At 41.3% G+C, this 22,755-nt stretch carries 18 protein-coding genes and 1 other RNA gene; 13 read left to right on the top strand and 6 right to left on the bottom strand.

Annotated elements, in window-relative coordinates:
- The first annotated feature begins 65 nt into the window (after positions 1–65).
- Entirely contained in the window at positions 66–1,424 is a 1,359-nt protein-coding gene (locus VCM39_RS16310; RefSeq protein WP_221648715.1) for an MFS transporter, read from the top strand.
- Between the two features lie 4 nt (positions 1,425–1,428).
- The gene (locus VCM39_RS16305) at positions 1,429–1,779 is read left to right on the top strand and encodes a PqqD family protein (RefSeq protein ID WP_221648714.1); all 351 of its coding nucleotides are present in this window, start codon (positions 1,429–1,431) and stop codon (positions 1,777–1,779) included.
- Here the strand turns inward: VCM39_RS16305 and VCM39_RS16300 are convergent.
- The 3 genes from VCM39_RS16300 to VCM39_RS16290 form a co-directional block, all read right to left on the bottom strand.
- On the bottom strand, positions 1,769–2,050 hold the full coding sequence (locus tag VCM39_RS16300) for a hypothetical protein (RefSeq protein WP_221648713.1): 282 nt from the start codon (positions 2,048–2,050) through the stop codon (positions 1,769–1,771). The two genes, VCM39_RS16305 and VCM39_RS16300, sit on opposite strands and share 11 nt — an antisense overlap.
- A 34-nt stretch (positions 2,051–2,084) precedes the next feature.
- Positions 2,085–3,143 carry a DUF4831 family protein gene (locus VCM39_RS16295; RefSeq protein WP_322933967.1) on the bottom strand — a complete coding sequence of 353 codons (1,059 nt, stop codon included), beginning with the start codon at positions 3,141–3,143 and terminating at the stop codon, positions 2,085–2,087.
- Positions 3,144–3,215: 72 nt separating this feature from the next.
- On the bottom strand, positions 3,216–4,727 hold the full coding sequence (locus tag VCM39_RS16290) for an NAD(P)H-hydrate dehydratase (protein WP_322933968.1): 1,512 nt from the start codon (positions 4,725–4,727) through the stop codon (positions 3,216–3,218).
- Between the two features lie 348 nt (positions 4,728–5,075).
- Between VCM39_RS16290 and VCM39_RS16285 the strand changes: the two genes are divergently transcribed.
- From VCM39_RS16285 to VCM39_RS16250, 8 genes are all read left to right on the top strand, one after another.
- Entirely contained in the window at positions 5,076–6,620 is a 1,545-nt protein-coding gene (locus VCM39_RS16285; RefSeq protein WP_322933969.1) for a peptide MFS transporter, read from the top strand.
- Between the two features lie 40 nt (positions 6,621–6,660).
- The gene (gene hpt, locus VCM39_RS16280) at positions 6,661–7,197 is read left to right on the top strand and encodes a hypoxanthine phosphoribosyltransferase (RefSeq protein WP_221648709.1); all 537 of its coding nucleotides are present in this window, start codon (positions 6,661–6,663) and stop codon (positions 7,195–7,197) included.
- Positions 7,198–7,230: 33 nt separating this feature from the next.
- Positions 7,231–7,800: an adenylate kinase gene (locus tag VCM39_RS16275; protein WP_221648708.1), complete on the top strand. Its 570-nt coding sequence runs from the start codon at positions 7,231–7,233 to the stop codon at positions 7,798–7,800.
- A gap of 110 nt (positions 7,801–7,910) precedes the next feature.
- Positions 7,911–8,204 carry a four helix bundle protein gene (locus tag VCM39_RS16270; RefSeq protein ID WP_413544809.1) on the top strand — a complete coding sequence of 98 codons (294 nt, stop codon included), beginning with the start codon at positions 7,911–7,913 and terminating at the stop codon, positions 8,202–8,204.
- Between the two features lie 50 nt (positions 8,205–8,254).
- Positions 8,255–9,415, top strand: coding sequence for a GTPase ObgE (gene obgE / locus VCM39_RS16265; protein ID WP_002559659.1), 1,161 nt, complete (start codon positions 8,255–8,257; stop codon positions 9,413–9,415).
- Entirely contained in the window at positions 9,412–10,233 is an 822-nt protein-coding gene (gene pgeF, locus VCM39_RS16260; RefSeq protein WP_322933970.1) for a peptidoglycan editing factor PgeF, read from the top strand. Before obgE ends, pgeF begins: the two co-directional genes overlap by 4 nt.
- 106 nt (positions 10,234–10,339) lie before the next feature.
- Positions 10,340–10,999 (top strand): B3/4 domain-containing protein, encoded by a 660-nt coding sequence (locus VCM39_RS16255; protein WP_002559661.1) that lies wholly within the window; start codon positions 10,340–10,342, stop codon positions 10,997–10,999.
- An 11-nt stretch (positions 11,000–11,010) separates the two neighbouring features.
- The gene (locus VCM39_RS16250; protein WP_221648705.1) at positions 11,011–11,631 is read left to right on the top strand and encodes a M23 family metallopeptidase; all 621 of its coding nucleotides are present in this window, start codon (positions 11,011–11,013) and stop codon (positions 11,629–11,631) included.
- A gap of 339 nt (positions 11,632–11,970) precedes the next feature.
- Here the strand turns inward: VCM39_RS16250 and VCM39_RS16245 are convergent, their stop codons facing one another.
- Together VCM39_RS16245 and VCM39_RS16240 are read right to left on the bottom strand one after the other, a co-directional pair.
- Complete coding sequence (locus tag VCM39_RS16245) at positions 11,971–13,095, bottom strand: lactonase family protein (protein WP_322933971.1); 1,125 nt, start codon at positions 13,093–13,095, stop codon at positions 11,971–11,973.
- 3 nt (positions 13,096–13,098) lie between these two features.
- A complete protein-coding gene (locus VCM39_RS16240; RefSeq protein ID WP_322933972.1) occupies positions 13,099–15,939 on the bottom strand; it encodes a beta-glucosidase in 2,841 nt (946 codons plus the stop codon).
- A 212-nt stretch (positions 15,940–16,151) separates the two neighbouring features.
- Between VCM39_RS16240 and ssrA the strand changes: the two genes are divergently transcribed.
- Positions 16,152–16,548, top strand: a transfer-messenger RNA (tmRNA) gene (ssrA, locus tag VCM39_RS16235).
- Positions 16,549–16,913: 365 nt separating this feature from the next.
- Here ssrA and VCM39_RS16230 read toward each other — a convergent pair.
- Entirely contained in the window at positions 16,914–18,407 is a 1,494-nt protein-coding gene (locus VCM39_RS16230) for an IMP dehydrogenase (RefSeq protein WP_196039932.1), read from the bottom strand.
- Positions 18,408–18,907: 500 nt separating this feature from the next.
- On the opposite strand from VCM39_RS16230, the gene VCM39_RS16225 reads away from it, so the two are divergent.
- Complete coding sequence (locus VCM39_RS16225; RefSeq protein WP_322933973.1) at positions 18,908–21,637, top strand: two-component regulator propeller domain-containing protein; 2,730 nt, start codon at positions 18,908–18,910, stop codon at positions 21,635–21,637.
- An 86-nt stretch (positions 21,638–21,723) separates the two neighbouring features.
- Complete coding sequence (locus VCM39_RS16220; RefSeq protein WP_255585307.1) at positions 21,724–22,656, top strand: DNA-binding response regulator; 933 nt, start codon at positions 21,724–21,726, stop codon at positions 22,654–22,656.
- The last annotated feature ends 99 nt before the right edge of the window (positions 22,657–22,755 follow it).

Below are 22,755 nucleotides of genomic sequence, written 5' to 3'. Positions count from 1 at the left end.
AGAAAAAGAGAAGAGGCTATAAATCCAGGGGATTTGTAGCCTTTTTTTGTTAATAAAATAGAACTATGACGGAACAATTAAAAAAGAAATTGAATGACTCTGTGGCTACCCGTTGGGGAGCATTAGCCATTGTTGCCTTTACTATGATGGCAGCCTATTATGTGAATGATGTAATGGCGCCATTGAAAAACATGTTGGAATCAGATTTGGCATGGACCAGTACGGAGTTTGGCTTTTTCACGGGAGCATACAGCTTCCTGAATGTATTCTTGCTGATGCTGATTTGGGGAGGATTGATTCTGGATCGCTTTGGTATTCGTTTCACCGGAAAGTTGGCAGCTATCCTGATGGTAGTAGGTACGGGATTGGAATACTATGCTATTACAGCTCTGGCTGGAGATGAATCACTTATATTTGGATATAAAACCGGGGTATTTGTCGCTTCTGCCGGTTACTCTATTTTTGGAGTGGGAGCTGAAGTAGCCGGTATTACTGTTTCTAAAATTATAGCTAAATGGTTTCGTGGAAAGGAGATGGCCACTGCTATGGGGGTACAGGTTGCCTTGGCACGTATCGGTTCCCAAGCTGCTTATTCTGTAGCTATACCTTTGGCACGTAATTTTAGTATTGATACTCCTCTGTTGATTGGTTTTGTATTACTTATAGGAGGGTTAGTTGCCTTTTTTGCCTTCTCTATGATGGACAAAAAGCTGGATAAGCAAGTAGAGGCTTCTACTGAGGATGGAGATGAGGATAAGTTCTCCTTTAAAGATGTAAAGCACATTCTTACCAATCCGGGATTTTGGTTGATTGCATTGTTGTGCGTGCTGTTCTATTCTTGTGTTTTTCCGTTCCAGAAGTTTGCATCCGAGCTGATGATTGGTAAATATGGGATTGATGAAAGCGTGGCTGGTTCTATTGTGGGCCTGCCTGCTTTGGGAGCATTGATACTGACTCCGGTTTTTGGTGGTCTGGTTGATAAACGTGGAAAAGCTGCTTCTATTATGATGTTGGGTGCAGCTATGTTGATTTGTGTTCACTTTATTTATGCAATTCCCAGCATTGATAATTGGCTTGTAGCAATTGTTTTGATGATTATTCTGGGCATTGCTTTTTCTCTGGTACCTTCGGCCATGTGGCCTTCTGTGGCAAAAATATTCCCTGTAAATCAGTTAGGAACGGCATATGCTCTTATTTTCTTTATACAGAATATAGGTCTGTGGGGTATTCCTACTCTTATTGGTTGGGTACTTGATACCTATTGTGTAGTGGGAACAAGTGGAAATGCTAACGAGTATGACTATACAATCCCGATGTGTATTTTTACAGGTTTAGCCACCTTGTCTTTGTTTGTCGCTTTCTTGTTAAAGGTAGTTGATAAAAAGAAGGGATATGGTTTGGAATTACCCAATATAAAGAAATAAATGTATGGCTGCGAAAGAAAAGATCAACTTGTTGGAGGTTATTCCCTTCCGCAGTGCACACATTACAACCAAAAAGGAAAGCGATGGTACTATTGTCATCGCTTTTCCCCGGTTTAAGTATGAATGGATGCAACGTTTTTTACTACCCAAAGGAATGCCCTCTGATATTCATGTACATCTTGAAGAACATGGTACTGCCGTGTGGGAGCAAATAGATGGCAAAAGTACGATACGTGAGATAATAGAAAAACTCGCAGATCACTTCAACCATGAAGAGAACTACGAGTCTCGGATACTTGCTTATTTTTCTCAGTTACAAAAAGATGGATTTGTCAAACTGACAATTAACGAATAAAAATAGCCCATAATATAACGGCGCATGCCAATAGAACCCCGATGATAATGAGAGTTCCGAACACAAAGTAACGGTCATCGGCTTCTTTCTTTTCTTTGGATTGCCGGATGATACGTCCCATTTCCTCAGGAGTCGTGTCGGGTAGGGGATAGGGTGTTTTCGTTTGTAAGCGTTTCATCCTCTCGTTGGTTCGCGCTCTGCGTAAGTTGGCAGAGTCTCTGCCTTCTTTCAATCGACGGATCATGTCGAGCATATGTCCTTCGCCACCCATATTATAAGTTATTTAGAGAATGAATAATAGTCGTTTATTTCCCTTCTTCCCTGTCAACTTTAACCAGACCACCGGTAACCGGATTGAATGTTACTTTAATCGTTGAGTTTTTGTTGAATAATGTAGGTGCCAGATATTCTACTGTTCCGAATTGAGTAACAGGCACTTCATCTTCAAATAACACATCTTTTCCCTGAGTCAGTAAAATAGAAGCTTTGCCTGGTACGTTGTAGGCCACACCATCTACCTTTTTCTTACCGTCGTCCTGTGGAATATTAACTGTTTTCAGATTTTTCAGGGTAATATAAACCGGTTCGCCTGCAAGGTCATTGTTGGCTACCACGCCCAGTTTCTTTGAGAATCGGAAAGCTACTTCATTATTCATCTCCTTTGCGGGATTCAGGCGAATCGTATATATTTTCTCTTCTCTATTGTATGTGCCAGAGAACATTTCTGTCATAGCCCGCTCCTGCTCTTCCAGATTGTCAAGCATCAGTTTGAGTTGTGCTCCGTCTTTGGGCATGTTGTCTGCTTGTCCGCGTACCAGCGCATTTTTACTTTCACGGATGTTGTAGATTTCTTTTGCCACGAGTTCTGCCATTTTAGCTGTTGAGTTGGCCATTAAGATCTCTTCTGTGAGGAAATCTCTTGGATTAACCTTTTTCTGTGCAGGTACAATTGTCTTGGCAGGCAGAGTCTTTTTTCCCTCGATAGGTACATTGATTGATTTGATAATTCCATCCTCTGTCAGTTCAATTAACGGAGCTACGGTTTTATCTTTCATCTTTACGAAATATACATTCTCTTTATCGGGTATACCTACCGGTTTTACTTTTACGCTTGTTAATTCCCAATATTCTTTCGGATCAACAGATATGTTGTTTAGCCGCAGGTAGCGATCTGCATATTTACCAAATTCTCCCGGTGTATATGTTGTTTTATTAACTTTGACTTCGAGCTCTATCTGTGTTTTGGGAAGTGCATAGGTTACTCCGTAATCTTTGCCTCGCATTACACCAGCCACAACATCTGTTTGAGCAGATATCATAGTGGTGGTAGCCAACAGTCCTGTCAATATGATTAGTTTTTTCATTTCTGTCTATTTTTAACTGGTTTAGAAAACAAAGTTAATGAACTTATTCGGAAATTCATAAGTTCTTAACCTTTATTCGCTTACAAGTCTCCATGCCATAGGCAGACTGTTGACGATATCTCCTGCTGTAAGCCCAATTGTACCTAACTTTTTACGAGCGAAGTCACCGGCAAGTCCATGGACGAATGTTCCGGTCTTGGCAGCTTCTTCTGCCGTATAACCCTGAGCGAGTAATGCCAGAATGATGCCTGTCAACACATCTCCGCTTCCGGCAGTAGCCATTCCCGGATTGCCGGTGGGGTTAAAGAAACATTTTCCGGTTGGAGTGATGATAGCAGAATAGGCACCTTTTAATACAATATGTACTTTGGCGGTACGGGCAAGCTCTATTGCTTTGGTCAGGCGTTCATAAGAATCCTGGCATTTACCTACCAGGCGTTCCAACTCTTTGGGATGGGGAGTAAGGATTGAACCTTTGGGTAGGTTGGTCAGTGCATGGCGATGATTGGCCAATATGTTCAGTGCATCCGCATCTACTACCAAAGGAGTCTGGCAGCCATTCAATTGTTCCAGCAGTGCAGCTTCTGTTTCTTCGTTTCGTCCCAATCCCGGTCCTACGCCTACTGCCTGATAGTCATCCGTATCTGTTGGTATGGCAAAACAAGTCTCACTGGCGTCTTGCTCCACTATTGCTTCGGGAACCGCTGTCTGTAAAATGTTATTGTTGCAAATAGGAGCATGCACAGTGAGTAAACCTACCCCCGAGCGTAAACATGCACGAGCCGACAGTATCGATGCTCCTGCCATTCCGCGTGAACCGGCTATCAATAGTGCATGACCAAAGTTTCCTTTGTGCGAAAATCTCTTTCGGGGTTTGATAATAGACCGTATATCCTCCACTTCCAACATTTCATAGTTGGTATCTAACTCCTCGATGCCTTCCTGGCTCAGGTTGATGTCAAGTAACTCCCATTCTCCGATGAATTCAGCATTTTCAGCAAAAAGAAAAGCAAGTTTAGGCAGTTGCAGGCTGAAGGTAACATCGGCCCGGATGATGTTGGCCCGGACATTAAATGTATTCTCTTCTCCCATCAGTCCCGAAGGAATATCAATGGATGCTACAGTAGCAGGCGAAGAGTTAATGTATTTGACTACTGCTGCAAACCCTCCGCTGAGAGGCTTGTTCAATCCGGAACCAAATAAACCGTCGATAACCAGATGTTCATCCGTCAAGGGCGGTGGAGCGAATTGCGTACTTACTTCGTGGAAGGTTATTTCGTCCATGATCTCTACCAGTTCTTTATTGGCCTGGCAATCGGGTGAAAGTTCTCCTTTGGTGTTGAAAAGGAAAACTTCTACTTTATACCCTTTTTCTGCCATCATACGGGCTACGGCAAGGGCGTCTCCTCCATTATTGCCAGGTCCGGCAAATACAGTAACCGGGGTTTCGTTATCCCAGCGGTTAGTGATGGCTTCTGTTAGTGCATTGGCTGCACGCTCCATCAGTTGGATTGACTGAATGGGTTCATGCTCAATGGTATAAGCATCCAGCTTCTTGATAGTGTTACTTGGAAATATTTTCATGATTTGTTTCTTTAATTTTCTGACTCGCAAAGATAGTAATTATTTGTCCGATTAAAACTTGTTTTAGTATGAATCCTTTGCTCCTTTCGGCTACTTAAGTAACCCGAAAGATTCCATACAATGCTTTTTTTTGTAGTTGTTTCAATGCATTGAGAAAAAATTCTCAATACGTTGAGAAACTTTTCTCAATAGGTTGAGAGTAAATTCTCAATAGGTTGAAACAAAATTCTCATAGTAATGAAACAGGATGAAACACATTGTTTCTTTCACCTTTAGTTGCATATTTTTTACGGAATAAAAGTACTTTTTCGTACCTTTGCGTCCCATAAACTACTAAACACTCTACTTATGGGAGCATTACAAGGGCATCCAAAGGGCCTTTATTTAATCTTTGCAACAAGCACAGCAGAACGTTTCAGCTATTACGGTATGCGTGCTATTTTTATTCTTTTTTTAACTCAGGCTCTACTTTTTGATACCGAAGCAGCAGCATCCATTTATGGTAGCTATACCGGATTGGTATATTTAACTCCGTTGATTGGCGGATATATAGCCGATAAGTATTGGGGGATACGCCGTTCTGTTTTTTGGGGTGCTGTAATGATGGGGGTAGGACAGTTAATGATGTTTCTGAGTGCCTCCATGCTCGATAAAGCGGAACTGTCACATTGGTTGATGTATGGTGGGCTCACCTTTCTTATATTAGGAAATGGTTCATTCAAACCTACTGTATCGTCATTGGTAGGACAACTTTATAAACCGGGAGATAAGCGTCTTGATGCAGGCTATACCATTTTTTATATGGGAGTGAATGTGGGCTCTTTTATTGCTCCTTTGGTTTGTGGCTATTTTGGAGATACCGGTAATCCGGAAGATTTTAAATGGGGTTTTCTGATTGCTGCATGTATGATTGTATTTACTATCCTTTTGTTTGAAACGCAGAAGAACAAGTATTTGATATCTCCTGACGGTGAACCGCTGGGTATAATTCCGGACGCGAAGAAGGAGAAAAAGATGGATACTGAAGAAAAAATAGCTCATCCGCAACTAAGCCGGAGCCAGAAAAGGCGGAATATTTTTCTATTAGTGCTTCTTACACTAGTATTGGGCAGTCTCTTTTATCTTTGGTTTGGCGACGAATGGGTCAGTATCGGTATATTCACCGCTTGCATCGTGTTTCCTACCACCATTTTATTGGATGGTTCATTAACAAAGATCGAACGTAGCCGTATTTTTGTAATTTACATTGTAGCATTCTTCGTCATCTTCTTTTGGGCAGCTTATGAACAGGCCGGTGCTTCCTTAACTCTCTTTGCTGCCGACCAGACGAATCGTGATATCTTAGGTTGGGAGATGCCGGCTTCCTGGTTTCAGTCTTTCAATCCGTTTTTTGTGGTAATACTTGCCTATATAATGCCGGGCGTCTGGGCTTTTCTCAACAAACGGAATATGGAGCCTTCTTCACCTACCAAGCAAGCTATTGGTCTGTTACTTTTATCTTTGGGATACCTCTTTATTTGCTTTGGAGTGAAAGATGCCCAACCGGGTGTGAAAGTAAGTATCATCTGGCTGACAGGGCTTTATTTTATTCATACAATGGGTGAGATAGCTTTGTCGCCCATTGGCTTGTCGATGGTAAATAAACTGACTCCGATTCGTTTTGCCTCCCTTATGATGGGAATCTGGTATCTTTCTACTGCTACTGCCAATAAATTTGCCGGGATGCTTGCCGGGCTTTACCCCGAGGCAGGTAAAGTAAAAATACTCTTTGGATATCAGATTGCAAATATGTACGACTTCTTTATGGTGTTCGTCATTATGTCGGGCATTGCGTCCCTTATTCTGTTCCTTCTCTCGAAGAAATTGCAAAAGATGATGCATGGAGTGGAATAAAAATTGTATTTTTGCATCCAACTTTTTTAAATAATCGGTTATGGACACCATTCAGATAAAAGACAAATTGTTTACTGTTTCCATTAAAGAACAGGATATTCAAAAAGAAGTAATTCGTGTAGCGAACGAAATTAACCGGGACCTGGCAGGTAAGAACCCTTTGTTCCTCAGTGTGCTGAACGGTTCGTTCATGTTTACTGCCGATCTGTTGAAACATATCACTATCCCTTGCGAGATTTCTTTCGTGAAACTGGCTTCTTATCAGGGAATCACTTCAACGGGAGTTATCAAAGAAGTGATCGGTCTGAACGAAGACATTGCCGGCCGCACGGTAGTTATCGTAGAAGATATTGTAGATACAGGCTTTACGATGCAGCGTTTGCTCGAGACATTGGGTACCCGAAATCCGGAGACTATACATATTGCTTCTCTGCTGGTGAAGCCCGACAAACTGAAAGTGGATTTGAATATCGAATATGTAGCAATGGAAATACCGAACGACTTTATTGTTGGTTACGGACTCGATTATGACGGTTTCGGGCGAAACTATCCGGACATTTATACTGTGGTAGACTAAATTCAAATACAAACTAATTTATAGGTAAAAAAGATGTTGAACATTGTAATTTTCGGTGCTCCCGGTTCAGGAAAGGGAACACAGAGTGAACGTATTGTAGAAAAGTATGGTATCAATCACATCTCTACCGGAGATGTTTTGCGTGCAGAAATTAAAAATGGTACAGAGTTGGGCAAGACTGCTAAAAGTTATATTGATCAGGGACAACTGATTCCCGACGCACTGATGGTAGATATTCTAGCCAGCGTTTTTGATAGTTTTGAGGATAGTAAGGGAGTTATTTTTGATGGTTTCCCAAGAACTATTCCGCAAGCAGAAGCGTTGAAAGTAATGTTGAAAGAACGTGGACAGGATATTTCTGTAATGCTTGACCTGGATGTTCCCGAAGATGAGTTGATGACTCGCCTTATCAAACGCGGAAAGGATTCAGGACGTGCCGATGACAACGAAGAAACAATCAAAAAACGTCTTGTAGTATATAATACTCAGACTTCACCCTTGAAAGAATTCTATAAAGGTGAAGGAAAATACCAACACATCAATGGGCTTGGCTCAATGGATGGTATTTTTGAGGAAATATGTAAGGCGGTAGATACATTATAAATAATTAGAGTAGTTAAGTAGTAAGTAGTTAAGTAGGAATGCTGGCGTAATCATCTGAAGATCTTTTAGTATGGCAAAAAGCTCATAAATATGTTTTAAATATTTATCGGGTGACTAAAGGCTTTCCTAAAGAAGAGATGTTCGGATTGGTTAATCAAATGCGACGTGCCTCTGCTTCTATTACTGCTAACATTGCAGAAGGATTTGTAAGAGTAGGGCAGAAAGATAAATTACACTTTTACAACATATCACAAGGCTCATTGGAGGAAACAAGAAACTTCGTTATTCTTTCCAAAGACCTGGGATATATTTCAGAAGAAGATAAAACAGTACTCCTGGGGTTGGCTTCTGAAGTGAGTAGAATGCTGAATGCTTATTGTCAAGGTCTGCTGAAATATTACTAAATCCATCTTCTACTTACTACTTAACTACTAAATTCTAACTACTAAATATTATGGCTGAATCGAATTTTGTTGATTACGTAAAGATATACTGTCGCTCAGGTAAGGGCGGAAGAGGCTCTACGCACATGAGGCGCGAGAAATATGTTCCTAACGGTGGTCCTGATGGGGGCGATGGCGGAAGAGGAGGCCATGTTATTTTGCGAGGTAACCGTAACTACTGGACGTTGCTCCATCTGAAGTATGACCGTCATGCGATGGCTACTCATGGAGAATCCGGTAGTAAAAACAAGAGTTTTGGTAAGGACGGTGTAGACAAAATAATTGAAGTGCCTTGTGGAACAGTGGTATACAATGCTGAAACAGGAGAGTATATCTGTGATGTGACCGAACATGGACAGGAAGTTATCTTGTTGAAAGGTGGACGCGGTGGACAAGGAAACTGGCATTTCAGAACGGCTACCCGACAGGCACCCCGCTTTGCACAACCCGGTGAGCCGATGCAGGAAATGACGGTAATCATGGAGTTGAAACTTTTGGCTGATGTGGGGTTAGTGGGGTTCCCCAATGCGGGTAAGTCTACACTATTGTCTGCCGTTTCTGCTGCTAAGCCCAAAATAGCCGACTATCCGTTTACTACACTGGAACCCAATTTAGGTATTGTTTCTTATCGCGACGGGAAATCGTTCGTGATGGCCGATATCCCCGGAATTATTGAAGGTGCCAGTGAAGGTAAGGGACTTGGATTGCGATTCCTGCGTCATATTGAGCGCAACTCTCTTTTGTTATTCATGGTCCCGGCAGATAGTGATGATATCCGTAAGGAATATGAAATACTGCTGAATGAACTGAGTACCTTTAATCCGGAAATGCTTGATAAGCAGCGTGTACTCGCTATTACAAAAAGTGATATGCTCGATCAGGAGTTGATGGATGAGATAGAACCTACGTTGCCTCAGGGGATTCCGCATTTGTTTATTTCTTCTGTTTCCGGTTTGGGAATTTCAGCATTGAAAGATATCCTGTGGGAAGAGTTGAATAAAGAAAGCAATAAGATAGAGGCTATTGTACATCGTCCTAAGGATGTAAGTCGCTTGCAGGAAGAACTCAAAGCCATGGGAGAGGATGAAGATCTTGAATATGAGTATGAGGACGGCGATGATGACGATGATCTGGATTATGAATACGAAGAAGAGGATTGGGAAGAGAAATGATTTCACTTACAAAAGATAAAAGAATGTTGGGATATGTATCATTGGATGTGTATTCCGACATTTTTCATTTTGTAACCACCCGTATAGGCGGGTGCAGTGAGGGGACATATGCTACATTCAATTGCTCGCCTTTTGCTGGTGACGAGATGGCATGTGTCCGCCGGAATCAGGAGATCTTGTTTGAAGCAATGCCGGAGAAGCCTCATGAATTGATTATCCCACACCAGACACATGGAACGAAGAATCTGGTGGTAGATGAAGCCTTTCTTGCTCTTTCTGAAGAGGATAGATGTATGCGTCTGGAAGGTATTGATGCCCTGATAACTCGTGAGGAAGGTTGTTGTATTTGCGTTTCTACGGCAGATTGTGTTCCTATATTGCTATATGACAGGCAGCATCAGGTGGCAGCTGCCGTTCATGCCGGGTGGCGGGGGACGGTGAATTTTATCGTTGGTCATACACTGGAACAGATGCGGACGGTTTATGGAACGGAAGGTTCGGAGGTTGTGGCCTGCATCGGTCCTGGTATTTCGTTGGAATCCTTTGAAGTCGGTGATGAGGTATATGATACCTTTCGGTTGAATGGTTTTGATATGTCACGTATCTCTTATCGTAAGGCGGAGACGGGAAAATATCATATCGATCTGTGGGAGGCCAATCGCCAGCAATTGCTTGACTTTGGTGTCCCCGGTTGCCAGATCGAAGTATCGGGCATTTGTACTTATATTCATCATGATGAATTCTTTTCGGCACGAAGGTTGGGCATCACCTCAGGGCGTATTTTATCGGGAATAATGAAGAGAGTAACAGAGCCATAGAGTGATAGGCTATAAAGTTATAGAGTTATGTTTTTAGCTTTTATAGTGACCCTATAACTTTATAATCCTCACCTCTTCCATAGCTCTATAATTCTATAATTTTTTTATGATAACAGTATCTGGAGAAATAAAAGAAGCATGTCCCGGTTTTGCGGGAGTAGCAGTCTATGCAGAAGTCAAAAACACAGCTTACTGTAAAGGACTTTGGGAGGAGATAAATGCTTTTACTAAAGAATTGACTTCGACTACACGGATGGAAGATATTAAGTTGCAGCCAGCTATTGCTGCTACACGTGAGGCATATAAACGTTGTGGTAAAGATCCGGGACGTTACCGTCCTTCGGCTGAGGCTTTGCGCAGACGTTTAATGCGTGGTATTCCATTGTATCAGATAGATACGCTGGTTGATTTGATTAATCTGGTGTCGCTTCGTACCGGTTATTCCATTGGTGGTTTTGATGCCGATAAAATAAAGGGGACAACATTGGAATTGGGGATCGGAAAAGCAAATGAACCTTTTGAAGGTATTGGCAGAGGTGTGCTGAATATTGAAGGATTACCCGTATACAGGGATGAAATAGGAGGCATAGGTACGCCTACCAGTGATAATGAACGAACAAAGATGGGATTGGATACTACTCATATCCTTGCAATAGTCAATGGATATAGTGGTGCGGACGGATTGGCTGAAGCGGCTGATATGATACAGGAATTATTAAAAAAATATGCCGGTTGTGATAGTGCGCAACTATTTTTCTTTGAATAATTATCGAAAGCATGGAAAACACATTGATTTGGCTATTATGCACTCTTTTTTCTATAGTAAATAATGTAGATTTACCCGAGAAACCACACTTTTCAAGTATGGAGATCAATCATATCCGGGTAGCGACACCGGGATTATTTACTAAGGATGAGAGTCTCTTGTTGCATTTAGACACTCTGACAGAGAATGAATACGCTTTTCCATTGCCTGGTGCAAAGGTTATTTCTCCGTATGGAACCCGGAGAGGACATAGTGGAGCGGACTTAAAAACGTGTGCCGGCGATACGATACGTGCTGCTTTTTGCGGAGTTGTGCGAATGTCAAAACCTTATGCTGCTTATGGAAATGTAGTGGTGATTCGGCATTCGAACGGACTTGAGACCATTTATAGTCATAATGTGAAGAATCTGGTGCAGAGTGGAGATAGGGTATTAGCCGGGCAACCAGTGGCTTTGACCGGACGTACAGGACGGGCTACGACAGAGCATTTGCATTTTGAAACCCGAATTAACGGACAACATTTTAATCCGGATCTCATTTTTAATTTGAAAGAAGGTACTTTACGTAAAGAGTGCGTTCAATGTGCAAAAAAAGGAAATGGAATATTGGTGAAAGCAATAGCCAAAAAGTAATGGGTTGAAACAGGCTCAACTGTTTTTAGTGAGGGTGTTAAAAGTCTGATAGGACCTTTAATGGGTGTCTTCGGAAACGCAGATTTACGCAAATACAATTTAGCTTGTTTAAATAGATTCATTTCTGTATGGTATTTCACCACAGAGGTAGCAGAGGACACGGAGTTTAAATCTTTTAAAACGCAGATGATCGCAGATTCCCACAAAGGGAAATAACGATAAAACAAAGAACTGCAGTCTTTTAATCTGCGTTCATCTGTGATCATCCGCGTTTCATCAGAGAAAATAATATCTCTGTGCTCTCCGTGTCCTCCGTGGTGAACAGCTTCATGTCCATACTTATTTATTCTTAGCAAACTGAATACATACAGGTTTGCTCATTTTTATATCCTTACCGGTATTTTTAAGTAATCCGCTTACTGTGTCTCTTTCGAAAACCTGGATCATATTACTATCCCGGCAGGCTACCAACAAAAACTTTCCGTTAGGAGTTATATTAAAATGACGTGGATGAAGGCCTGTTAGCTGATAACCAACTTTAGCCAGTGTGCCTTTTTCCGGATTCACTTCAAAGATGGCAATTCCATCCTCTTTCAGTCTGTTGCTCGCATATAAATACCTTCCATCCGGACTCAGGTGGATATCTGCACTACCTCTTGCCTGTATGGTATCTGCTACAATTGTTTGTATTTCATTCAGTCTCCCGTCCGAATAAGTGAAAGCAATTACTTTTCCGGACAATTCGTTTATTAAATAAGCATACTTTCCGTCTTTACTGAATATCAGGTGTCTTGGACCAGATCCGGGCTGAATGTTTACAGCCTCGGACAGAGGTCGTGGCAACTCCTCTTTTGAATGTACCGCATAGCGTAATATACGGTCGGCACTGAAGTCTGTAGCAAAAATATAATTACCATCCGGAGAGAAGAGCGTACAATGAATATGTGGAGTAGCCTGCCTGTCCAGGTCCGGTCCTGAAGCTGTACCTTGAAACAGCGTATCGACTGATTCCAAAGAACCATCATACCGGATAGGGAAAACAGACATTGTGCCACCACTGTAATTGGCAGTAAGCACTTTTTTCCCATCGGTAGCTACGTAGCATGGATCTTTTCCTTTTGTTCTTTGTTTGTTCAAAAGGGTCAATGTACCCTTCTCCTTGTCAAAGGCAAAAGCATTGATAGAAGCTGTTGTGTCGTTCTCTTCGCTGACAGCGTATACAAATCGATTGTCGGGTGAGAGGGTGAGATAGGAGGGGTTTGATACTTCTATTTCACTAAGTGGAGTTGCCACGCCGCTCTCTTCATTGAAACGAAATGTATAAATGCCTTTACTGCTACCTGATGTATAAGTACCCACCAGCATAGTCAATTCATGTTCTGCCCGTTGTTGAGATGCATTGCGGGTAGTACAGGCGGATGACAGCATACTGGCGGCACACAGGCCGATAACCAATCTGAACATAATTTATTTCTTTTTCAACTGCTCCAGTTTCACTTCTGAGATACCCACGCGGTCACTGCCCAGTACGATACGCAGGTCGCTTGCGGTGGTTCCCTTGAAACGGAAAGGAAGCAGTTTGTTATACTCTTTTACAGTGCCTGAGTATACGGTAAGGAATTGCCCTCCGCCACCCGAGAGCTGAATTTCAAATTCGGCTGGTAGTCCGTTGGCGCGGCTGAAGGCTATGGAAACTCCGTCTACTTTGGCTCCGTTCTCAAGAGCAAAGGTAATATAATCTCCTTTATTTCCTTCCCAGACAGTGGATAAATTGTTATCAAGTACATTATTCTTCATTTCTCCGTTAGTACTGGCACTGACAGGGTCGGCTGTTTTTGTTTGTCCTGTCTCTATGGCACCATACTCTTTTACAGTCAGGATATCACTTAACCGAATATCTTCCGAAGAAGCACCCAGCATGATACTGAAGTCTCCCGGTTCTACTACCCAATCGTTTTTGGCGTTGAGAAGTTCCAGTGCTTTGCGGTCGAGAGTGAACGATACTTCTTTCGTTTCGCCCGGTTGCAGATGAATACGTTCAAATCCTTCAAGATTTTTTTCGTAGGTAGTGACGCTACTCAGGATATCGCGTACATAAAGTTGCACCACTTCATCTCCGGCACGTTTTCCGGTATTGGTTATTTTACAACGCACTTGCACCTTTTGGTTGGGAGTAATGATTTTGGGAGAAATACTGATATCCGAATATTCAAATGTAGTATAACTCAGCCCATACCCAAATGGATAAAGGGCACCGTTCACACGCGACATATTACCTTTCGGTCCGGGATTCTTACCACCGTCAATTTGCGAAGAAGGTTTGCAGGGGAAGTTAAAAGGTATCTGGCCTACACTTTTCGGGAAAGTGACTGTAAGCTTACCACCCGGATTATAATCACCAAACAGTACATCGGCTACTGCCGTTCCTCCTTTCGATCCCGGATACCAGGCTTCTATAATGGCAGGTACAAATTTATCTGCCCAGTTTACAGAGAGCGGACGTCCGTTGATAAGTATCAGTACAACTGGTTTGCCTGTAGCCTGTACTGCTTTCAGCAGGTCAAGCTGACGTCCCGGAAGATCAAGACTGCTGCGGGATTTATTTTCTCCGCAGGTCCGTTGTCCGCCACCCAGTACCACCACTGCTACATCTGCCTCTTTGGCTTGTGCCACTGCTTTGTCTATTTCGTTCTGTTCGTCGTTTGTCAACGGATAATCAATGATTTCTGACTCCGGCCAGTTGGCATCTACCAATTCACAACCTTTGGTGTAGAGTACCTCGGCTTTTCCGTCTACTTTTTGACGGATACCGCTGAGCACGGTAGTTACATCCACTGCTAATGGTCCGTAATGAGTCAGTGCATAGGCTGTTTCGTCTGCATTGGGGCCGCAGACAGCTATCTTCCTGATAGAAGCTACATCCAATGGAAGTGTGTTCTTGTCATTTTTTAATAGTACAATCGACTCGCGGGATGCCTGCAAAGCTACGATTTCATTTTCTTCTTTCTCTACTTCTTCATCTGCTCCTTTCAAATCTGTCTGATAGGGAGTATCAAAAAGTCCGACGAGGAATTTTACCCGCAGAATATCACGTACACGGTCATTGATAATCTCTTCGCTTAGTCCGCCTTCTTGCACCAGTTCCCGTAAAGGAAGTACGTATGAATCCGGAGAGCGGAAGGTACAACGCACGTTCAGTCCCGCTTCAACGCTTTGGCGCACAGCTTCTTTCATATCTTTGGCAGTACCGTGTTTTGTATAGAGGTATTCTACTGCATCACTGTCGGAAACCACATATCCGCGGAAACCCATTTGTCCGCGCAAGCGCGTCATCAGCCAGTAGTAACTGCTTTGAACAGGGAGTCCGTCATAGTCGTTATACGAACTCATCACACCCAGCAATCCGGCTTCCTGAATGACCCGTTTGAAGGGATAAACGTGTATCATTTCTACTTCGCGCGGAGACGTTTGCGGATCTACACGTGCCATACCTTCACGGGCACCCTTGTTGTTGCTGTAAGCGATAAAGTGCTTTCCCGTAGCGGCTACCTGATAGTTGTGTTGCATGCCTTTTACCATTTCGATACCCAGTTCGGCTACGAGATAGGGCGATTCTCCATATACCTCTTCATAGCGTCCCCAACGCTGGTCACGTCCTACATCGAGTATGGGAGCGTATACATTGGTATATCCCAGCATGCGTGCTTCCCGACCGGTGATGAGTCCTACCTGATGGATGAGTTTACGGTTCCAGGTATGTCCTAATCCCAATTGGGTAGGAAAATTGGTTGCCTTGTAACTTTCTACTCCGCGAATTCCCTCATTGGTGAAATCTACGGGAATACCCAATCGGGTTTCTTCGATAAAGAAACGTTGTACTTCGTTTAAAGCCCAGGCATGACGCGAAGCAGGCCATACGTTCTCATTATCCGAGGGGGGTAATCCCCATTGCTGGAATCCATTGAGATGTTCGTCGATAGCTCCCATACCATCCTTCCATAACATTTGTTTCCATTCGGGAGTGGGTAATGCATCTTTCAGTACCCGTTTGTATCCATAGAGGGTCACCATTTGGCAGGTTTTCTCGTTCAGGTTCATCTGACTGAGTAAGTCTTCAATACGTGCATCGATGGGAGCAGTGGGATCTTCGTATACATCTTTAATGCCGTTTTTATTAAAATCTATCCAGCCTTTTTTATACATTTCGGTTTTTACAGGTTTGTATACGGCAGGTAACTTCATTGTTTTTTGTGCCGAAAGTATCGGAGTACTTCCCAAGAGCAGAGTCGCAATGATAAGTCTTTTCATGGTATGTGGTTTTATTAATAATATTCTGAGGGTCAAAGATAGTGTATGTTTATGATAAGGAAGGGGTAAAATAGTCCGAAAACAGGAGAAAAATGATCCGGAGAGGTACTTTTGTTTATTACTTTTAGGAAGTAGTGTAGAATGATTGATAATATTTGTGAATACATGACACAATGTCACGAAAGATTTTCTATCTTTGCAGAACTATATCTGGGGTTGACTGGATTTGACAGCGGGCAGAAATAGTGAGTAAGCATGCAGTGCGTCGTTGATTGGCACTTAAATCTCAGTCCTCAAAATTTTATCTGGCGAAACTAATTACGCTCTTGCTGCTTAATCGAATCATAGTAGATTAGCTTAATCCAGGCACCAGGTGCCAGGACGAGACATCACTCGGAAGCTGTTGCTCCGAAGCATTCCGGTTCAGTGGTGCAGTTACATCGGGGATAGCCTGAAGCGGCCTCGCGTTTTGGGTGAAACTTAAGAGGATAAGGTAATGGTTGATGGCTTTGGTTCTGCCGTTACACGAAAAATTAGGCAAAGATAAGCATGTAGAAAGCTTATGATTTCCTCGTTTGGACGAGGGTTCGACTCCCTCCAGCTCCACACAAAAAAAAGAAACCACTCTTTTAAGGGTGGTTTCTTTTTTATGTTCATCCAACAAATACGTGGTTGTCAAAAAAGTAAGTACAAGATTTTAAAAAAAGAGATGTAAGATAGTATATGAATATTTATTCTTATGTAATCGCTTGATTTATAGCTAATATACATATCCTGTTTAAAGGTAAGCAAGAGTGTACACTTATGCGAATGTTAATTGTACACTTTTGCTATACTACATTGTACATTCTTGACAGACTAAAATGTACATTTTTGTAAAGTAAATCCAAAGTGTTAAAAAATGCATTAACACTATTAACAAACTGCGTATTTGTTGAATGAACTTTCGGGGTGTATATGATAGATAATAATTATTACCCTTTTTCTTTCAGAATCACATCATGTGCACCACCTTCGGTAATGCTTGTTGATGAAACCATGGTAATCTTGGCATTTTGTTGCAATTCCGGGATATTGACAGCACCACAGCTACACATGGTTGCTTTAATTTTGCCCAAAGTTACAGCAAGGTTGTCTTTCATCTTGCCTGCATAAGGTACGTAACTGTCTACACCCTCTTCGAATTTCAATGACTCCGTTCCACCCATATCATACCGTTGCCAGTTTTGTGCACGATTGGAGCCTTCACCCCAGTACTCTTTTACATAACTGTTTTTGATACATAGCTTTTTAGTAGGAGATTCGTCAAAACGGGCAAAATAACGTCCCATCATCAGGAAGTCAGCTCCCATAGCCAAAGCAAGCACCATATGATAATCTTGTACCAGGCCACCATCACTGCAAATAGGCACATAGATACCCGTTTGAGCTTTGTATTCGTCACGTGCTTTGGCTACATCCTGCAAAGCGGTTGCTTGTCCACGTCCAATACCTTTCTGTTCGCGGGTGATACAGATAGAACCTCCGCCAATGCCTACTTTTATGAAATCGGCTCCGGCTTCTACCAGATAACGGAAACCTTCTTTATCAACAACATTACCGGCACCAACCAGTACCTTGTTGCCATATTTTGTTTTGATCCATTTCAAAGTTTCATATTGCCATTCCGAGTAACCATCTGAAGAGTCGATGCAAAGTACATCTACACCGGCTTCTATCAGAGCGGGAACACGTTCCATGTAATCACGGCTATTGATTCCGGCACCTACCAACAGTTTTTTGTCCGGGCTGGATACTTCATTGGGATTTTCTTTATGACTGTCATAGTCTTTACGGAAAACGAAATAAGCCAGATGTTGTTCTTTATCAATGATAGGAAGGGTGTTGAGTTTGTGATCCCAGATTATCTGATTGGCTTCGCTTAATGTAAGCCCTACTTCACCTACAATCAGTTTTTCAAAAGGGGTCATGAAATCTTTGATCTTTTTGTCACGTGCATCTCTTGATATACGATAGTCACGACTGGTAACAAGGCCTAATAGTTTGCCATTCGGGGTACCATCGTCTGTAATCCCAATAGTAGAATGCCCTGTTTGTGCAAGCAGACGGAGTACATCGTCCAACGTATGTTCCGGTGTCAGGTTTGAATCGCTTGTTACAAAACCAGCTTTAAACTTTTTCACTTTTCGCACCATTTCTGCCTGGCTGGCAATGGGTTGTGAACCAAAGATAAAAGAAAGACCTCCGTTACGTGCCAGCTCAATAGCCAATTCAGGACCAGATACAGATTGCATGATTGCTGAAACAAAAGGGATATTCAACTCGATTGCCGATTGTGCACCCACATTGTGTTTTACCAACGGTGTTCTCAATGAAACATTAGAGGGTACACACTGCTTGGTAGTAAGACCGGGAATAAGTAAGTATTCACCAAAAGTTCTGGAAACTTCTTCTACGTAGATTGCCATAAGAATTTTTATTTTTATGGCATGCAAAATTACTCATTTTTTTGAGATTCAAAGGTATGGGAGAACTTTTTTTATTTTTATATCTGTTTTCTTGTCGTGAATGCTTCACTCTTGTATACTTCATTTTCTCTTTTCTTGATCTTTATATTGTTCTTTTAGTTTGTATAATTACTCTTTTCCTTTCTATTTTTCAATATTTGTAGAGTCTGCTAAACAATTTGAATGTGTCATTCGTTGTTATATCAGTCGGATTGATTTTGTACGTTTCCCTCATCTCCATTATACTCAATGTCTGATCAATAAGATTGATATAAGAATATAAATAGTATTTTGTTTAATTCCTATACCATGAAGGGGCAGGGCTTGAATCGTGAAGGAGCACGTAAAATAAGATCACCTACTCACGCTGTGAATAGGGCAGCATTACTTCTTTTTAAAGTCTGCTGAATAGTTTCTGATTTTTACAAACTACTTTCTTTCAATTTAAATTTTATAAAAAAATGAAATATGCATTATTTATTGCTATAATGATGTACGGCTTAGTGTGTAATGCCGGCATCTGTAAACACGTATCAGGAAATGGAGATACAGATAACCGGTCTATTTTCCGAATTCAGCAAGACGTGTGCGGATACATGTGGTTTTTGACTTATAACGGGATAAATCGCTATGATGGCACTTCTTTGAAACACTATGATTTACATGCTGATAATGACTCGATTGACTTTTATTCAGTTAATAGTGAACTTTTTACTGATAGTAAAAAAGAGTTGTGGGTAGTTACCCGAAATGGCTATTTATTGTCTTATAACAGGATAGACGACCGTTTTGAAGGCTATTTTGACTTTCGGAAGCAGATAGAAGGAAATTTCACGTTTCTGACTCTTGACAGTTTGGATAATTTTTGGTTTTGTAGTAAAAATGAATTGTATGTCTGCTATTTACCTACCAAGGCCGTACGTCGGATACAGCACCCTTTGGGGTATATAACAGGAATATTGCCTGTGGGGAATAGTCAATATTATCTCAGCTCTGATCGGGGCGTTTTTTCTTTTTCTTTGTTGGATGAGAGTATTACAAATATTTCTCAGGAACTGTCGGGAGGGCACTGTAAGCAGATATATAATCTGTTTTACTCTCCCAAGTGGCATAGTCTTGTCATTGTTGACCGGTCGCAAGGGATAAATATTTTTGATTGCAATAATGGTGAATTACTCTGTTCTCATAAAAGCTGGAAGAATTTTCGGGTAAATAACATGAAGTTATTGGGAGAGGATAATCTTCTGATTGCTACCGATGGAGTAGGGGTTTTTCAAATGAATATGGAAAATTATCGGATCACTCCTTTTCTTGATACTGATATTGGAAAAGAAATGAGTATCCGCAGTAATCGAATTGCCGATTTGTATGTGGATGAATACCAACGCCTATGGGTTGCTGATTTTCCGGATGGAATAACGATGTATACGCCACCTGGTCAGGAAAGATATAAATGGTTCAGACACATTGCCGGAAATAGTCAGTCACTGATTAATGACAGGGTAAATGCTGTGCTGAAGGATTCGGGAGGGCACATCTGGTTTGCTACAGATAAGGGCGTTTGTTGTTTTTCTCCTGAAACCAGTCGGTGGCAGGAGGTGGCATCAAACTTACCTTGTAAGCTATATACCTCGCTTTGCGAATTACCATCGGGAGATATTTGTGTAACCAACTATATGCATGGATTGTTTCTGATTCGTAAAGGTGAAATGGAAATAGGAGATAAATTTGCTGATGCAATATCTGCTAATGTAATTTTTCCAAAAGACGAAACTGATGTATGGATAGGTACTGATTGTGGATTATATTTACTAAATGGGAAAACACAGGAGTGGAAAAAAATTAAATTACCAGTGTCTTCACAACCTTTTATCCGTTCACTCTATCAGGATAAATATGGTAAACTCTATATTGGTACAGGAGGGAAGGGATTATTAGTTATAAATCAGGAAGAAGATCAGACTGAAATTTATGCCAGTGAATACATTCGGGACATTTCCTTGATTGTACCGGATGGAGATTGTATGCTGATAGGAACCGGAAAAGAACTATATAATTTTAATCCGGCGAATAAGGAATTTCATTTACTGTTGGGGGGAATTGACTATCTTACTTCCGGAAGCTCTTTGGAGGACGGAATTTTTATGTTGGGCACCTCTATGGGAGCATTCCGGTTTGATAAGCAGGCATCATTTTCGTTGAATAGCATTCATCCATATCTGTATCTGGATAATTTTAGTATTTTACATCAACTGATTACTACTACCACGAAGAATACTCCCCTAAACCATGCTCTGAATTATACGAAAGTGCTGAATTTGAGTTATGATCAAAATACATTCTCATTTACAGCTGCTGCTATAAATTATGATGCATCTGATTTGATTTTGTATTCATGGAAATTAAATAATCGGGAGTGGACTCCACTTACCCGAAAAAATCTTATTTCTTTTTCTAATCTAACTCCGGGAGAACATCTGGTATCTGTGCGGGCAGTATCCGCGCAGAATGGTAATCCGATTTCACAAAGAAATATGCGGGTCATCATACATCCCCCCTTGTGGCAAACGAGAGGGGCTTTTTTATGCTACGGCATATTGATCGTGTTATTGGGCTTTCTGTTTGTTTATGTTTGGTTGGTATGGAGACAGAGAAACTTATCCCGGGAAACAGTGAAAGTCTTTGTTAGTGCCGCCCGTGATGTGTGCATGCCATTGACATTGATTAAAAATCCATTGGAAAATCTATGTCGGAAGTACTCTTCGGATACTCTTAAAAATATTTTGCAACAGATCAAAGGTATTGATAGTATGTTTACTAATTTAGTTACTGTTGGGCGTATAACTTCTCATTCCCGGCGCCTCTCTTTACTTGAAACAGAGTTGAATACTTACTTGGGTGAAACAATAGAATCCATATCTTCTTCTGTAAAGCAGAAAAAAATAAAACTGCATTGGGAAGGAACCCCCGGTTTTGTACATGTTTGGATTGATAAAGAAAAGATGACGGCAATATTACAGGGACTATTAGAAATGATAGTTGATTGTATGAATGAGGGAGAAAGTATCGAAATAGTTACTGTATATACTTTGCGAAACTGGAAAATTAAATTAGAATTTACAGATAATGACTGTATTAAAAAAAAATGCTATATCACAAAAAAGGGGCGGAAACTTACTCATTTGGCGTAATAAGTTGGTTACTAATCCGCAGATTAATACAATTACATAAAGGAAAAATTCTTTTCTGTTCAAACAAAAATAAAAAAGCATCTGTCATGCTTACTTTCCCTATCGTTTTCAGAAAATTCTCAAGTGTGCAGCATTCATTGTCAGTTACTTCATTATTCAGAACTTCGTTTTCTACTTATAAAAAACATCCGGATGAGGAGGCTTTTTTGTTAAGAGACACCGTTCGCGGGAAGTTTTCAGAAAGAGAAAATCGAGAGAAGCATTCTATCCTGTTGGTGGAAGAAAATCGAGAGTTCAGTTCGTTCTTAATACAGGTGTTATCAGAAGAATACAATGTTCATACGGTATCTAAAGCAGAGTCGATCTGTGATGTAATGCGTAAAGAACGACCGGAGGTTGTACTTTTGGCTGAGGCTTTTGATATGATTTCGGGAGAAAAACTTTGTCTTCAAATAAAATCTGATGTGAAAACTGCTCATATTCCTGTTATTCTATTCAAAGATCCTGTGAATGTGGAAGATGATTCTCAAAGAGTGGCAGATTGTTGTTTGGCGTTGCCTCTCGATATATCTCGCCTGCGGGTAGAGATAAACAACTTGATATTTAATCGTCGGATTATAAGAAAAAGATATATAACATTAGTGCTTGGCGGTAAAGATGAGGCTAAATCCGATCTTGAAGATGCTTTCTCCGGAGATGAACAAAATTTTCTTGATAAAGTACGGAGGCTCGTAGAGGAGAATCTTTCCAATCCCGATTTTAATGTGGATGTACTTAGTGCTGAGATGAATATGAGCCGATCCGGTTTTTATACCAGGATCAAATCGATCACTCATCAGGCACCGGCCGACTATATTCGTACGGTGAAGCTGAATAAAGCTTTGATTCTGTTGATGAGTAAAAAATATACGGTAGCCGAGGTAGCAGATCTTACAGGATTTAGTGATCCGAAATACTTCCGGGAGGTTTTTAAGAAGTATTACGGAGAATCGCCCAAAAAGTTTGTGAATAGTTTATAACCGGAGGTTAGTGAAATGAAAATCCGTGTAAATCCTATTAGGATATATGCGGATTTTCTTATATTTGATCTTCGAAACTGAAGACTGTGGAACGAAAAA

This window comes from Bacteroides mucinivorans (genome assembly GCF_034654355.2).
GTDB lineage: Bacteria > Bacteroidota > Bacteroidia > Bacteroidales > Bacteroidaceae > Bacteroides > Bacteroides nordii.
The sequence above is the reverse complement of the archived record's forward strand: the minus strand, read 5'-3'. Positions and strand labels throughout refer to the sequence as shown.

Excerpts from the sequence above, each read along its gene's own strand:
- VCM39_RS16310 (WP_221648715.1), top strand. The coding sequence starts at position 66 with ATGACGGAACAATTAAAAAAGAAATTGAATGACTCTGTGGCTACCCGT.
- VCM39_RS16305 (WP_221648714.1), top strand. The coding sequence starts at position 1,429 with ATGGCTGCGAAAGAAAAGATCAACTTGTTGGAGGTTATTCCCTTCCGC.
- VCM39_RS16300 (WP_221648713.1), bottom strand. The coding sequence starts at position 2,050 with ATGGGTGGCGAAGGACATATGCTCGACATGATCCGTCGATTGAAAGAA.
- VCM39_RS16295 (WP_322933967.1), bottom strand. The coding sequence starts at position 3,143 with ATGAAAAAACTAATCATATTGACAGGACTGTTGGCTACCACCACTATG.
- VCM39_RS16290 (WP_322933968.1), bottom strand. The coding sequence starts at position 4,727 with ATGAAAATATTTCCAAGTAACACTATCAAGAAGCTGGATGCTTATACC.
- VCM39_RS16285 (WP_322933969.1), top strand. The coding sequence starts at position 5,076 with ATGGGAGCATTACAAGGGCATCCAAAGGGCCTTTATTTAATCTTTGCA.
- hpt (WP_221648709.1), top strand. The coding sequence starts at position 6,661 with ATGGACACCATTCAGATAAAAGACAAATTGTTTACTGTTTCCATTAAA.
- VCM39_RS16275 (WP_221648708.1), top strand. The coding sequence starts at position 7,231 with ATGTTGAACATTGTAATTTTCGGTGCTCCCGGTTCAGGAAAGGGAACA.
- obgE (WP_002559659.1), top strand. The coding sequence starts at position 8,255 with ATGGCTGAATCGAATTTTGTTGATTACGTAAAGATATACTGTCGCTCA.
- pgeF (WP_322933970.1), top strand. The coding sequence starts at position 9,412 with ATGATTTCACTTACAAAAGATAAAAGAATGTTGGGATATGTATCATTG.
- VCM39_RS16255 (WP_002559661.1), top strand. The coding sequence starts at position 10,340 with ATGATAACAGTATCTGGAGAAATAAAAGAAGCATGTCCCGGTTTTGCG.
- VCM39_RS16250 (WP_221648705.1), top strand. The coding sequence starts at position 11,011 with ATGGAAAACACATTGATTTGGCTATTATGCACTCTTTTTTCTATAGTA.
- VCM39_RS16245 (WP_322933971.1), bottom strand. The coding sequence starts at position 13,095 with ATGTTCAGATTGGTTATCGGCCTGTGTGCCGCCAGTATGCTGTCATCC.
- VCM39_RS16240 (WP_322933972.1), bottom strand. The coding sequence starts at position 15,939 with ATGAAAAGACTTATCATTGCGACTCTGCTCTTGGGAAGTACTCCGATA.
- VCM39_RS16230 (WP_196039932.1), bottom strand. The coding sequence starts at position 18,407 with ATGGCAATCTACGTAGAAGAAGTTTCCAGAACTTTTGGTGAATACTTA.
- VCM39_RS16225 (WP_322933973.1), top strand. The coding sequence starts at position 18,908 with ATGAAATATGCATTATTTATTGCTATAATGATGTACGGCTTAGTGTGT.
- VCM39_RS16220 (WP_255585307.1), top strand. The coding sequence starts at position 21,724 with ATGCTTACTTTCCCTATCGTTTTCAGAAAATTCTCAAGTGTGCAGCAT.